The following is a 12,655-nucleotide window of genomic DNA, read 5'->3' as shown; positions in this document are numbered from 1 at the left end:
CCTGAAGTGAAACTAGAGGAGGAAGAAACATCATGACAGCAGTAAAGAAAATCGCAGTATTAACGAGCGGTGGTGATTCACAGGGGATGAACGCGGCTGTTCGTGCGGTTGTTCGCAGCGGACTGTTTCACGGTCTCGAAGTATTTGGAGTTCAACGTGGATACCAGGGTCTTTTGAATAATGACATTTTCCCAATGGATTTGCGGAGTGTAGGGGATATCATCCAACGTGGGGGAACGGTTCTTCAATCGGCACGTTGCAAGGAGTTCTATACCGCTGAAGGTCAGCAAAAAGGTGCGGACATTCTGCGTGCGCGTGGCATTGACGGTCTGGTTGTTATCGGTGGGGATGGTTCCTACAACGGAGCAAACAAACTGAGCAAACTGGGTATTAACACCATGGGTCTGCCAGGAACGATTGATAACGATGTTTCATTCACCGACTATACCATCGGATTTGATACAGCTGTAAGCATAGTAGTTGATGCAGTAAACAAATTGCGTGATACGATGTCTTCACACGAACGTTCTTCCATCGTGGAAGTTATGGGTCGTCACTGTGGGGATATCGCTCTGCATGCCGGACTTGCTTCGGGTGCTGAAACGATTCTTGTCCCAGAAGTTCCATTTGATATGGACGAAGTAGCAGATCGGATGAAAGCTAACTTTGCACATGGCAAACGTCACAGTATTATCATCGTTGCTGAGGGCGTGGGCAAGGGTGAAGATGTAGCAAAAGAACTGATGGAACGTTGTCCAACGTATGAGCCGCGTGTAACCGTTCTGGGTCACATTCAGCGTGGGGGTACGCCAACACCTTTCGACCGTAACCTGGCAAGCCGTCTTGGCGACTTCGCTGTTCGCAGTCTGATTGCAGGCGAGACAGACAAAGGTTGTGGCATTATCAAGGGTGAACTTACCCTGACGGATATTGATAAAGTGGTTAACACAAAAAAAGATTTCGATATGGTGACTTACGAGCTTGCACAACGTTTGTCCCAATAATTCCATTCATACGCAAAGAGCACAATCCCGTTTTAACGTGGATTGTGCTCTTTTTGTTGTTTCACGGAGTGAGTATATCAATGTTACGCCTTGCGGAGTGCGGCTTGTTTTTGTACCAGGAAGAGTCTCCAGAGAAGCGCTGTTGCTCCTACAGCAAGGCCGGCAATGAGGCCGATCCAGTATCCGAAGGCACCGAGTGAAGTATACGTAGCAGTTAGATAGCCTACAGGCAAGCCAATGATCCAATACGCTATAAACGTAATGATTAGTGCCGGATTAACATCTTTGTAGCCACGCAATGCTCCTTGGGTCGGTGTAGCAATCGCATCTGAGATCTGAAAGAAAATGGCGTAGATGAGGAAATGCTGCGTAAGTGCAATGACCTCTCGATCGTTTGAATACACGCCTGCAATCTGTTCGCCGAACACAATCAACACGATCGCTGTCAGCAGTGAGAGCCCGATGGCTCCACCAATTCCAAGCAGACTGTATTGTCTGGCATCTCTCAGACGCCCCGCACCTGCCTCATAGCCCACAAGGATCGTAAGAGCCATACATATGCTCACAGGCAGCATGTAGAGCGTAGAAGCGAAATTCAGCGCCGCCTGGTGGGCAGCAATTGTTGTGGTATCGAAACGGCTCATCATTAAAGTCACAGCAGCGAAGATGGACGTTTCGAAAAAAGTCGCAAATCCGATGGGCACTCCAATCTTGAGTAACTCTTTCCATTTGGCGAATGAGACACGGGTCCATTGACGGAAAATGCCATACTGGGCGAAAGGTTCGACCCGATGGACAAAAAAGAGACTAATAAGAAAGATCAGCCAGTATGTACATGCTGTAGCAACACCAGCACCAACACCGCCCAATTGTGGAAAGCCCCAGCGGCCGAATATCAGCAGATAATTTAGAAAGATGTTAACGGGCAGGGAAACCAACGTAATGAACATCGTAGTCCGTGTCTGGCCAAGTGCATCCATGAAGCTGCGCAGCACTGTATATCCGAAGAGTGGGATAATGCCAAAAGCAAGTGCGCACAAAAAATAGAAGGCAACTTGGGCAACTCGGGGTTCCAGAGGCATTCCGTTCAGTATAGGGCCAAGTAACAACGCCCCGGCTCCGATAACGACGAGACTGACTGCGATCCCGAGATACAGCGCCTGGATGACGTTATACCCGATCTGATCATTACGTTTGGAACCTAACAGATGGGAAACGACAGGTGTAATACCGATCAGAATCCCGCTTAGTCCAGTTTGAACTGGCATCCATAGACTTGTGCCGATTGCGACGCCTGCAAGGTCGGCCGGAGAAAACTTGCCTGACATATTGGTGTCGAAGAACGACATGGCAGAGAGGGCGATTTGAGTGGTGAATATGGGCAAAAATATAATCAGGAATTGCTTCACTTTTTGGGAAAAACTTGTTGTGTTCATGTTCACTGGCAGTGCCTCGCTATTCTAAAGAGATGTCATCCAAGTGTCATATCTGGACAGCTATTTATTGTAGTGGATTTTGTTCAATTTGAATAGGGACAGAAGCAGAGTAGGGGTGTACAGAGAAAAATGAACACCAAAAAACCTCGCTCCGCTTCAAGCAGAACGAGGTTGGATGAAATGAGAAGTATGAAAGAGTGCGGATTACTTATATTGTACACCTGATGTATAACGGTTGGACGCATTCCAGAGCAGATATTCATGCACATCCATGTCTTTCATCGCTCTAATCTGGTCTTCCACTTGTTTCTTGCCATACTTGATATAATGCCCACTGCCCAGCCAGCTTGCTGTGAAGTCCTGAATCCACGGACGAATGACGGGTTTGAGTTCTTTGGTAGGGTCTAGTTTCTTGTGTGTATCTTCCATTGAACCCTTGATGGTTGTGTAAGGATCTTTGTCAGGATCCTTGACCCCATACCAGCCAGTAGAATAGTGACTAGGGTATACCATCGGTGAGATGACGTCCACGTTTTCGGATATCTTAACAAAATCCTGTCCAATGCCCTCAGCCGCAGGTACAGAAGCGGCATAACCGAAAATATCAACCGAGACACGGACCCCTAGCGGGGCTAACTCCTTGCGTGCATATTGCACGAATTCAGCCACAACATCCACGCGTGACTTGTCAGATTTGGTATATTTCAATACATCGGCTCGAGTTTCGAAACCTTCCGGGAAACGAACGTAGTCAAATTGAATCTCTTTAAATCCAAGCTTGGCAGCTTCCTTTGCAATCTCAATGTTATAGTCCCATACTTCCTTGCTGTACGGATTCACGAAGCTGTCGCCTTTGCCATTTGCCCATACAGATCCATCCTTGTTGCGGAAGGAGAGCTCCGGATTTTTCTTGGCAAGAATCGTATCTTTGAATACAACGACACGTGCAATCGGGTAGACCTCATGTTTTTGCAATCGTTTCATCAAGGCATCGATATCCCGAATAAAAGGTTGGGATTTACCCATTTTCTGAAGCGCTTTGTTTTCTGTGGGATAAGTTATGTATCCGAGATCGTCTTTGATATCAATGACCATGGCATTCAGTTCTGTACTGTCGGTCAGTTCCAGCAATTCTTTCATACGTGCACCGCCGGCACTGTAGGCCGTTACATAGATACCTTTGACCACAGGTGCATCAGGTTGAGGATCAATTTTGGCAGGTGGGTTATCGGCATCAATAACAACCTGATCTTTTTGAGATTGGATAATTGCGGTGTTAAAACTGTTGGTTAACGATTGGAATTGAGGATTTCCCTGGTCCGCCACTGCGGGGGCACCACCAAAGCTTCCAAAGGCCATAGCCATTAAAGCCCAAAACATGTTCATTCATTTCCACTCCCTTATGTGTGCATTCCATGTATGAATTATACATTAAAGCCTCTGGGCTTTTAACCATATTAATCAAGTAATGAAACACATGGAAAAAATGAAAACCGCTTCCTGCTGAGGAAATCCCCTGCAAGAAGCGGCGTGATCAATCTGAAAAAAATTATTGAATGTAAATCTCATTTTGATGCTCACAAATACTGTACTGAATGATTTCCATTGCGTCTCCCTGTTCCAGGATGCCCAGCCCATCCCGGAGGACAATCAGTGAGTCGAGTTCATTCGGTTTCAAGAAAGGGAGCATTTCCGGGCACCATCTGTTGACAATCTCAAACAGTTTTACCGTTTCCATATCCACAATAATCACCCTTTCCTACTCGAATTCCAAAATGGTAAGTCATTCGGCGCGATTCGGGAAAGCATATGGCCTGTGAAATTGAAGGGTTGAACCTGCTATACAACATATTTAGGAGCCGTACACCGTTATTATACCACAATGTTGTGAATTGTTAACCGTACAGGTGTCTCAACTTCTGCGAAATGAACCCATAACACCAACCGTTTCCACAATGTTAACAAAAGCGTTTGGATCTGTATCCTTGATAATACGTTTAATTTCAACCAACTCGTAGCGGGTGGTAACGGTCATGAGCATGTCCTTCTCAATATCCGTGTAGGCTCCCTGAGTCTTAATTTTGGTAACTCCACGAGGCCGAACAAGTAATTTTTTTAACATGGCTTCGGTTTCGTTTGTAATAATGTACAGTGTTACTTTGACGTGACTGATATGGATCAGATCAAGCACTTTGCCTGTAATGTAGATGGATACCATCGAGGCCAAGGCTGTATTCCAATTGTCACTCAGGTATCCTGCAAGCATAATGATCGTACCGTTCATACCGGCCATTACTGTACCAATCGGAAAGTCTCGTTTACGCGTGAAAATGGACCCAACAATGTCGAGTCCTCCTGTGGAGCCGCCCACTCGGAAGGAAACGCCAGTGCCCATTCCAATAAGCACACCGCCAAATACAGAACTAAGTAAAGGGTCTGTAGCCACAGCAAAAACAGGCAGAAGCGCAATGAACCAGGAAGTGGCTGCTACCGAAAGAATACTTAATGTAATGAAGCGTCGTCCAAGAATAAACCAACCTGCAATGAGCAGGGGAATGTTAAGAACAAAATACATTATACTAAGATTCAACGTTGTAAAATAACCCAGAAGCATTGAAATACCGGACACCCCGCCGCTTAAAAGCTGATGGGGGACCAAAAACCAGTTGAAGCCGCAGGCAATAGCTGCAGCACCCAAAATGATCACTAAAGAGTGCCAAATTATTTTGGGCAATTTAATCACCTCATTTATATTTAAAACCAGATTGCTGGTAATCTTGAATTGTTTTGTGATATAATAATTTGTGGATATTCTTGAGTAGGAAACTTTTCCTAAATGGAGCAATAAAATTTTGAAATGTTTCAAACACATGTATGTAGTTTTAGTCTTATGTTGGGGACCCATTCATGGAATTATATTCGTTAGTGAAAATAATTCGTCCCGTTGGGATACCCTATAAATATTAACGCTACTTAAGAATACAGACAACAAAGTGGATTGTCCACCATGTCCACCATATAAAAGGAGCATGAATAATTTTGACAAATTTAAACTTTACAGATTTCAATCTTGAACCACTGGTGCTGCAAGCCATCACTGAGCTCGGGTTTGAAGAAGCAACACCGATCCAATCCAAAGCGATTCCTTTGGCACTCGAAGGCAGAGATTTGATTGGTCAAGCTCAAACAGGTACGGGTAAAACAGCTGCATTCGGTATTCCGTTGATCAGTAAAATCTCAAAAAGTGACGAGAAAATCCGCGCCCTTATTATGGCACCTACACGTGAACTTGCAATTCAAGTTGCTGAAGAGATCGAAAAACTCACTCGCTTCAAAGGTCTTCGCTCCCTGCCAATCTACGGCGGACAAGATATCGTGCGTCAAATCCGTGCACTGAAAAGAAAACCACAGATCATCATTGGTACACCTGGACGTCTCCTTGACCACATCAACCGCAAAACAATCAAACTAGATGATGTACAAACTGTTGTACTGGATGAAGCAGATGAAATGCTCGACATGGGTTTCATGGAGGATATCCAATCCATCCTGAAACAAGTTCCAGACGAGCGCCAAACTATGCTGTTCTCAGCAACAATGCCTCCTAACATTCAAAAATTGGCACAACAATTCTTGAACAATCCTGAACACATTTCTGTGATTCCGAAACATGTTAGTGCACCATTGATTGACCAATCCTATATCGAAGTACCTGAGCGTCAAAAATTCGAAGCATTGAGCCGTTTGTTGGATATGGAATCTCCTGAACTGGCGATCGTATTCGGACGTACAAAACGTCGTGTTGACGAATTGGCTGAAGCTTTGCAAAAACGTGGATATTCTGCAGACGGTCTTCATGGTGACTTGTCCCAGAATCAACGTGATGCGGTAATGCGTAAGTTCCGTGACGGCAGCATTGACGTACTCGTTGCAACAGACGTGGCTGCACGTGGTCTCGACGTATCTGGTGTAACTCACGTTGTTAACTTTGACCTTCCGCAAGATCCGGAGAGCTATGTTCACCGTATCGGTCGTACAGGTCGTGCGGGTAAAGAGGGTGCTGCTTGGTCCTTCGTTACACCGCGTGAGATTGATCACTTGCACTTCATCGAGCGTGTAACACGTCACCGTATTCCACGTAAACCACTGCCAACAATGGCAGAAGCGGTTGAAGGTAAACAACGTTTGACAGCAGAGCGCTTGCTGGAAATCGTACAATCAGGCGAACTGAACGAATACAAAGGTATTGCGATTCAAATGCTTGAGCAATATGATTCTGTTCAACTGTTGTCGGCTGCACTGAAGCTCCTGACAGGTGACAAGAAAGATGCTCAAGTTGATCTGACTCCTGAAGATCCAATCCGTGCAAAACGTCGTAAACCGGATGTTCGCTCAGGCGGACGTAAACCATCGGGTTACAGCGGCAACCGCACAAGTGGTAGCGGCGGCAGTGGTGGTGGTTACAACCGCGATCGCAACAGCAGTGGCAGCGGACGTGGTGGCTACAACCGTGATCGTAACAGCGGTAGCAGCAGCACTAGCGGTGGAAGCAGAGAAGGTGGTTACAACCGTGACCGCAAACCGCGTCCAAGCAGTAACGAAGGACGTCGTCCAGCGAAAGATTCTTCTTTCGAGTAATTTAAACGTATGATCTGAAAAATGGAGCGGGCAACTGCTCCATTTTTTTATTTTCAAAGTGACTGCATCATTTTATTTCACTGCCAGAAGTGGCCAGAAGCGCTAGCTAAGGACAATGACGATCTCTTTTCGGGAAGTACTGGCTTTTCCTATCTATAATAAGGTATATTAATATTAGACTTCAGGTAATTCGCAAGGCTGCAGAGGAGGAGAAATGTTTGGAATTTAAAGGAGCTATGGGTGGGATCTACCGGCTTACAGAGTGGATTACGAGACTGGCCGCAACCAATCTGTTGTGGGCTATTTGTTCGTCTCCGTTCTTGTTTTTCTTGATTATGAAACTGCTCGTGATGCAGCAGAACCTCGCAAACGAATCATTGCAAATGAACTGGGCTATAGCTATTGTGGCACCGCTTACACTGTTCCCGGCGACTTCGGCGCTGTTTACGGTTGTTCGTAAATGGAATATGGGCGATACGGATGTACCGATCTTCCGTACTTTCTTTGTAGGTTACAAGGAAAACTACAAGCAAAGTTTAATTGGGGGTATTTTTTACACACTGCTATTCGCGATTATGTATCTGGATTATACAGTGTACATGACTCAGTTCCGCAATATGCAGCTCGTGGGAATCATCATGTTAGTACTGCTTCTCTTGTTATTTGTATCACTCTTTAACTTCTTCTCGATGGTTGTACATTATCATATGTCCATCGGACTCATTATCAAAAACGCGGTATTGCTTACGCTGATCAGACCATTCCGTGTATTTTCCACATTGCTGGGAAGTGGATTGCTGTTCTACATCGGTTTCCGTTATCCGGTCTTGTTTGTTTTCTTCATTATCAGCATCATTGCCTGGTTTGCTTTCTTTAACTTCTACGCAACCTTCAACAAGATGCAGGAGCAGATGGAGAAGATGCAACTCAAGAAGGAAGAAGAGGAAGCTGCTGCGCTGGCTGAACAATCAGCAGAGAATGGTGAAACATCTGAGCCATCAGACGACAAAAACATTACATTGCAAAAATAAAACATGATGAATCGCCATTTACTTTTTACACAGTTAGGGATATAATAATTGTACATCCTGCGATGTACGTTTCGGTTATTCGTTGTTTTGAACCAATGATGATGTCTTCGGGAGATCAACACAGAATGTTGCTGAAAAGCCCTGTCTATACGACATGGGGACTTCAAAAAGCATTTTTGCGGTCACCCACCTGCCAAGCAGGTTCATAAGACAATGTAGCCGGACGGCATAGGCGGGTTCCTAAATCTTCATGTACAGCACCCTGACTTTTCCTCTACAAAAGGAATCTCAGGGTGTTTTTAAGTTGTGATGAATGTTTTTGATTGGTTTTATGATAAATATGATGCTTGCCCTTTTGTTACTACTTGAACAATGTTACACTAAGATACATAAATGGAACGGTTACAATCAAAGGAGGAAGGGTCTTGACCTTAAAGAGAACGCTCGTCGGTATCATCCGCAGCATGGAGGGGACCAGCGATCGAGCCAAGGATCCCAAATTAAAAACACGGTATTATAACTTATCCAAAGACAGAGCCTGGGAAGAGGTCTCTTCGACACTCAAAAAGATTCCGGGTTATAAAGTGCTGCATGAAGTGCCTTCTGTTGGAGAAGTTATTCTAGAGAAGCGGACTACCTTTGGACGGACGATGGATATTACAGTTTCCATTATCTCAGTAAGTCCTGTTCGCAGTGCGGTGGATATGTATTCAGCTTCACGTGGTTCACTTGGAGACTTGGGTTCCAATTATCGCACGATTATGAACTTATTCTCTGTACTGGATAAAAAGCTAAGCAAGTATAAAGCAAATGATTGAAATAGATGATAAATAACAAAAAGCGAGTGAAGGTTAACCTTCCTCGCTTTTGTTCTGAACGTATGATAATTTCTACAGCAAAGCTTTTACAGCAGCAATCGCTTGTTCGAAGTTAGGGGACTCTGTCATTTCAGGCAAATACTCCACATATGTAATCCGGTCTTCGGCATCCAAAACAAAAATGGAGCGCATGTCGAGTTGGAATTCTTTGATCAGAACGCCGTAGTCTTCACCGAAAGAACGTGTTTTGTAGTCTGACAATGTAACTACGCGGTCAACACCAGCTGCTCCACACCAACGAGCCTGAGCAAACGGAAGGTCAACGCTTACTGTCAAGACAACAACATTGTCTCCGAGTTCTCCAGCTTCCACGTTGAAACGACGAGTTTGCGCATCGCATACGCCAGTATCCAGGGAAGGAACAACGCTGATTAATTTGATTTTGCCTGCGAAGTCTTTCAGGGAAGCGTCCTCAACCAGGTTCTTGCTCAGTGTAAAATCAGGTGCTTGATCGCCGACTTTCAGTTCGGGTCCGATCAATGTAATAGGGTTGCCTTTAAATGTGGCTGCGCCTGTACGTTCTTGTGTCATAATAATGTTCCTCCTTATAAATTGGTGATCCGTGCCAAAATCCATTATAATCTTTTATGAAAGGCATTGTCCAATTCGGACATGTACCATTACGATGGATCAGAGATGTAAGTCCGATCTGAACAGGGTGGAGTGAAAGAAGAAATTTATGATATTTATTCGCTATGAGAACTGGAAAGGTTATTTGAAGTATTTCCCTTTGACGTCGCTTTTTTTAATTGCCAATGTAGTCATGTTTATTGTGTTAACGGTGAACGGTGGATCAACGAACAATATGGTGCTGCTGAAATTCGGGGCACTTACGAATCATGAACTGTTCGCACATGAATGGTGGCGTTACATTACATCCATGTTCCTGCATGCGGGCTTCAGTCATTTATTGTTTAACAGCTTTGCGTTAATCGTATTTGCTCCACCGATGGAGCGGTTGCTCGGGTCGGTAAGGTATGGTGTATTGTACCTGGGTGGCGGTGTATTGGGTAATATTCTTGCTGTTGCGTGGTACAACTCGGTTGGGAGTATTACCATCTCGGTAGGTGCTTCAGGAGCGATCTATGCCGTCTATGGTGCATTCCTGTATGTAGCGCTGTTCCAGCGAACGATGATGGACGAGGCTTCGCGCAAAACGATGTACACATTGCTTTTGTTCGGGATCATATTCTCCTTTGCCATGTCGGGCATCAACTGGATGGCTCACCTTGGTGGATTGTTGGGTGGATTCTTTATTTACGGACTGTTGATCAGATTGTGGAAACCCCGCAGCTTAAAGCGGTAGTCAGAACGTTCTCAAGATGGAATACAGTCAAGGATAAGTAGGGTATAACAGATTGGAGCGATCAGGCGAGTGGAATTAAGACAGTTGCATTACTTTTTGAAAGTGGCACAGAAGGAACATGTAACACAGGCTGCTGAAGAGTTGCATGTGGCACAGTCGGCGGTGAGTCGTCAGATTCATCAGCTGGAAGAAGAACTGGGCGTGGACCTTTTTATGCAAAAGGGACGAAACCTGCAGTTGACTGCAGTGGGGCAGCTTTTTTGCAAACGAATTGAAGGTATCTTGAAAGATTTGGACAAGGCAGTCGGGGAAGTTCATGAGTTTCTGGACCCGGAGCATGGAGAGATTCGAATTGGGTTTCCGCATAGCCTGGGGATTCATCTCATTCCTTCCGTGGTGGCTGCTTTCCGTCAGCGCTACCCCAACGTGAAATTCAGATTCAAGCAGGGGATGTTCCCTACACTGATTCGGGATGTGTTATCGGGAGAGGTAGACTTGGCATTCATTTCTCCTTTTCCAGAGAAGCATGATCAAGTAGATGGCGATATTGTACTCACGGAAGAATTACATGCGATCCTTCCTCCTAATCACCCGTTAGCTGGTGAAGAGACAATTGCGCTTGAACAGCTCAAGGATGATAAATTTGTATTGTTTAGCAAAGGTTATTCTCTTCGTCCTATTGTGTGGCATGCCTGTCTGGAAGCTGGTTTTACACCCAAGATCGCTTTTGAAGGGGAAGAGACCGACACCATCCGCGGATTGGTCGCTGCGGGCATGGGGGTCAGTCTTCTGCCTGAGATGGCGTTATTCCAGACGAATCCGTTGCAACCGGCACATGTGGCTATCTCCCATCCCAAAGTAACGCGAACTATCGGGTTAATTCATCGTGCGCATGATAAATTGCCGCTGGTTGCTCAGTCCTTTCGTTCATTCTTGCTTGATTATTTCGGTTTACAACAAAACAATACCCCATCCGATTAACGGTGGGGTATTGTGTTTTGTTTTTTTTTGTATTAAGTATCCAATTAATCACGGCTGTTGAAGATTCCGATGTAACGAATCAACTCAAGCAGTGAGATCAACGCTGCAGCAACGTAAGTCAAGGCTGCGGCATTCAGAACTTTTGCAACACCTTTTTCTTCTTCATTACGGATGTACCCTTCGGATACCATAATCTCTCTAGCGCGATTACTTGCATTGAACTCAACCGGTAAAGTGATGAGTTGGAATGCTACAGTTACGGAGAAGAAGATGATACCGATACCTACAAGGTTCATGGCGTTGAAGATGAATCCTGCAATTAACAGGAATGGAGCTAATCCGGATGCAAAGTTCACAATTGGGAAGATCCGGTGACGCAGTGCCAGCATCGGATAACTTTCTTTATGCTGAATGGCGTGGCCAACTTCGTGACACGCTACCGAAACAGCTGAGATTGAGTTTTCGTAATATACTGGTTCTGATAAACGTACAACCCGATTGATCGGATCATAGTGATCAGAGAGTGTACCGCGTACAGGTTCAATTGGAACATCATGCAGGCCGTTAGCATCAAGCATCTGGCGAGCGGCATCGTAACCAGTCATTCCGTTCTGGTTCGGTACCTCCGACCAACGTCTAAACGTACCTTTAACGCGAAATTGCGCCCATAAAGAGAGCAAAAAGGCGATAATGATCAATACGAACATACCGTTATTAAAACTCATATTCATTCCTCCGCTTTCTAAGAATAAGCTACATCATGGTGTTCTCAAGCAAGATTTTTAGTGCCTCCATTGTACCGGCACTTTTGGTGAGGAGTCCTGCCATCATTTTACGTGCTTGTACAGGTTTCATCTCTCCAAGTAGCGGTTTGAGTTCGTTAACCTCTCGCTCAAGTTGTTGTACGTGAAGTTCCAATGTTGTCAATTTGCTGGCAACTTGTTCTTCTGTACTAACCAGACGCCACTTCTCAAGAGATTGCTTAATCTCGTCGAGACTATACTTCTCTTGTTTCATCTGTACAATACGTTCAAGCCTCGTTAAAGTTTCATTACTATAGAGACGATAATTTTTTTGTGTACGTTCTTCGGGAGCGATTAGTCCAAGCTTTGTGTAATAATCAATCGTCCGTTCACTAACACCAGCGGTCTTGGCGAGTTCGCCAATCCGAAAAAGTTTCATATCCCCAATGATATTCACCTCGCTTGCAAGTTCAAATGTAGGGAATTGTAGTTTCCACTTGTGAATTTCTAGACTACGCCCAATTTTTCTTACTAATAAGTATGATACATGATCTTTAACCGTACAGTCAAACGTTATGCTTTGGCAATCAGCATACTGCATTTCTATATCTATGTACTCATAGAATGTGATTATGTAC

The 12,655-nt window shown here is 44.8% G+C and carries 13 protein-coding genes and 1 other RNA gene; 7 read left to right on the top strand and 7 right to left on the bottom strand.

Annotation, left to right across the window (positions count from 1 at the left end; all coding sequences use genetic code 11):
* Window positions 1-32: 32 nt before the first annotated feature.
* Window positions 33-1,004, top strand: coding sequence for a 6-phosphofructokinase (gene pfkA, locus MKY28_RS15745; protein WP_036609663.1), 972 nt, complete (start codon window positions 33-35; stop codon window positions 1,002-1,004).
* Between the two features lie 83 nt (window positions 1,005-1,087).
* Here the strand turns inward: pfkA and MKY28_RS15740 are convergent, their stop codons facing one another.
* The 4 genes from MKY28_RS15740 to MKY28_RS15725 all read right to left on the bottom strand — a co-directional run bounded on the left by MKY28_RS15740 (window position 1,088) and on the right by MKY28_RS15725 (window position 5,174).
* Window positions 1,088-2,440 carry an MATE family efflux transporter gene (locus MKY28_RS15740; protein ID WP_340936355.1) on the bottom strand — a complete coding sequence of 451 codons (1,353 nt, stop codon included), beginning with the start codon at window positions 2,438-2,440 and terminating at the stop codon, window positions 1,088-1,090.
* 204 nt (window positions 2,441-2,644) lie between these two features.
* The gene (locus MKY28_RS15735; protein WP_100529304.1) at window positions 2,645-3,826 is read right to left on the bottom strand and encodes a putative glycoside hydrolase; all 1,182 of its coding nucleotides are present in this window, start codon (window positions 3,824-3,826) and stop codon (window positions 2,645-2,647) included.
* A gap of 163 nt (window positions 3,827-3,989) precedes the next feature.
* Window positions 3,990-4,178: a hypothetical protein gene (locus MKY28_RS15730; protein WP_029880762.1), complete on the bottom strand. Its 189-nt coding sequence runs from the start codon at window positions 4,176-4,178 to the stop codon at window positions 3,990-3,992.
* Between the two features lie 174 nt (window positions 4,179-4,352).
* Complete coding sequence (locus tag MKY28_RS15725) at window positions 4,353-5,174, bottom strand: YitT family protein (protein WP_036609659.1); 822 nt, start codon at window positions 5,172-5,174, stop codon at window positions 4,353-4,355.
* Window positions 5,175-5,479: 305 nt separating this feature from the next.
* Between MKY28_RS15725 and MKY28_RS15720 the strand changes: the two genes are divergently transcribed.
* The 4 genes from MKY28_RS15720 to MKY28_RS15705 all read left to right on the top strand — a co-directional run bounded on the left by MKY28_RS15720 (window position 5,480) and on the right by MKY28_RS15705 (window position 8,927).
* Complete coding sequence (locus MKY28_RS15720; protein WP_340936354.1) at window positions 5,480-7,078, top strand: DEAD/DEAH box helicase; 1,599 nt, start codon at window positions 5,480-5,482, stop codon at window positions 7,076-7,078.
* A gap of 218 nt (window positions 7,079-7,296) precedes the next feature.
* Window positions 7,297-8,109, top strand: coding sequence for a YesL family protein (locus MKY28_RS15715; protein ID WP_017689383.1), 813 nt, complete (start codon window positions 7,297-7,299; stop codon window positions 8,107-8,109).
* 51 nt (window positions 8,110-8,160) lie between these two features.
* A non-coding RNA gene (gene ssrS, locus MKY28_RS15710) (6S RNA) lies at window positions 8,161-8,352 on the top strand.
* Window positions 8,353-8,534: 182 nt separating this feature from the next.
* Entirely contained in the window at window positions 8,535-8,927 is a 393-nt protein-coding gene (locus tag MKY28_RS15705) for a DUF1499 domain-containing protein (protein ID WP_017689382.1), read from the top strand.
* Window positions 8,928-8,999: 72 nt separating this feature from the next.
* Here the strand turns inward: MKY28_RS15705 and tpx are convergent, their stop codons facing one another.
* Window positions 9,000-9,518 carry a thiol peroxidase gene (gene tpx / locus MKY28_RS15700; protein WP_340936352.1) on the bottom strand — a complete coding sequence of 173 codons (519 nt, stop codon included), beginning with the start codon at window positions 9,516-9,518 and terminating at the stop codon, window positions 9,000-9,002.
* A 148-nt stretch (window positions 9,519-9,666) separates the two neighbouring features.
* Here tpx and MKY28_RS15695 point away from each other — a divergent pair, with 148 nt between their 5' ends.
* Together MKY28_RS15695 and MKY28_RS15690 are read left to right on the top strand one after the other, a co-directional pair.
* Entirely contained in the window at window positions 9,667-10,293 is a 627-nt protein-coding gene (locus tag MKY28_RS15695; protein WP_036609651.1) for a rhomboid family intramembrane serine protease, read from the top strand.
* Between the two features lie 69 nt (window positions 10,294-10,362).
* A complete protein-coding gene (locus tag MKY28_RS15690; RefSeq protein WP_036609648.1) occupies window positions 10,363-11,274 on the top strand; it encodes a LysR family transcriptional regulator in 912 nt (303 codons plus the stop codon).
* Window positions 11,275-11,318: 44 nt separating this feature from the next.
* Here the strand turns inward: MKY28_RS15690 and MKY28_RS15685 are convergent, their stop codons facing one another.
* Window positions 11,319-11,999 (bottom strand): zinc metallopeptidase, encoded by a 681-nt coding sequence (locus MKY28_RS15685; protein ID WP_036609646.1) that lies wholly within the window; start codon window positions 11,997-11,999, stop codon window positions 11,319-11,321.
* Window positions 12,000-12,027: 28 nt separating this feature from the next.
* On the bottom strand, window positions 12,028-12,456 hold the full coding sequence (locus tag MKY28_RS15680; protein WP_017689377.1) for a MerR family transcriptional regulator: 429 nt from the start codon (window positions 12,454-12,456) through the stop codon (window positions 12,028-12,030).
* Between the last annotated feature and the right edge of the window lie 199 nt (window positions 12,457-12,655).

Source organism: Paenibacillus sp. FSL R5-0473 (assembly GCF_038004565.1).
Lineage (GTDB): Bacteria > Bacillota > Bacilli > Paenibacillales > Paenibacillaceae > Paenibacillus > Paenibacillus amylolyticus.
The sequence above is the reverse complement of the archived record's forward strand: the minus strand, read 5'-3'. Positions and strand labels throughout refer to the sequence as shown.

What these genes read in the sequence shown, in the direction of transcription:
- pfkA (WP_036609663.1), top strand. Translation starts at nt 33, where the DNA reads ATGACAGCAGTAAAGAAAATCGCAGTATTAACGAGCGGTGGTGATTCA.
- MKY28_RS15740 (WP_340936355.1), bottom strand. Translation starts at nt 2,440, where the DNA reads ATGAACACAACAAGTTTTTCCCAAAAAGTGAAGCAATTCCTGATTATA.
- MKY28_RS15735 (WP_100529304.1), bottom strand. Translation starts at nt 3,826, where the DNA reads ATGAACATGTTTTGGGCTTTAATGGCTATGGCCTTTGGAAGCTTTGGT.
- MKY28_RS15730 (WP_029880762.1), bottom strand. Translation starts at nt 4,178, where the DNA reads ATGGAAACGGTAAAACTGTTTGAGATTGTCAACAGATGGTGCCCGGAA.
- tpx (WP_340936352.1), bottom strand. Translation starts at nt 9,518, where the DNA reads ATGACACAAGAACGTACAGGCGCAGCCACATTTAAAGGCAACCCTATT.
- MKY28_RS15695 (WP_036609651.1), top strand. Translation starts at nt 9,667, where the DNA reads ATGATATTTATTCGCTATGAGAACTGGAAAGGTTATTTGAAGTATTTC.
- MKY28_RS15685 (WP_036609646.1), bottom strand. Translation starts at nt 11,999, where the DNA reads ATGAGTTTTAATAACGGTATGTTCGTATTGATCATTATCGCCTTTTTG.
- MKY28_RS15680 (WP_017689377.1), bottom strand. Translation starts at nt 12,456, where the DNA reads ATGAAACTTTTTCGGATTGGCGAACTCGCCAAGACCGCTGGTGTTAGT.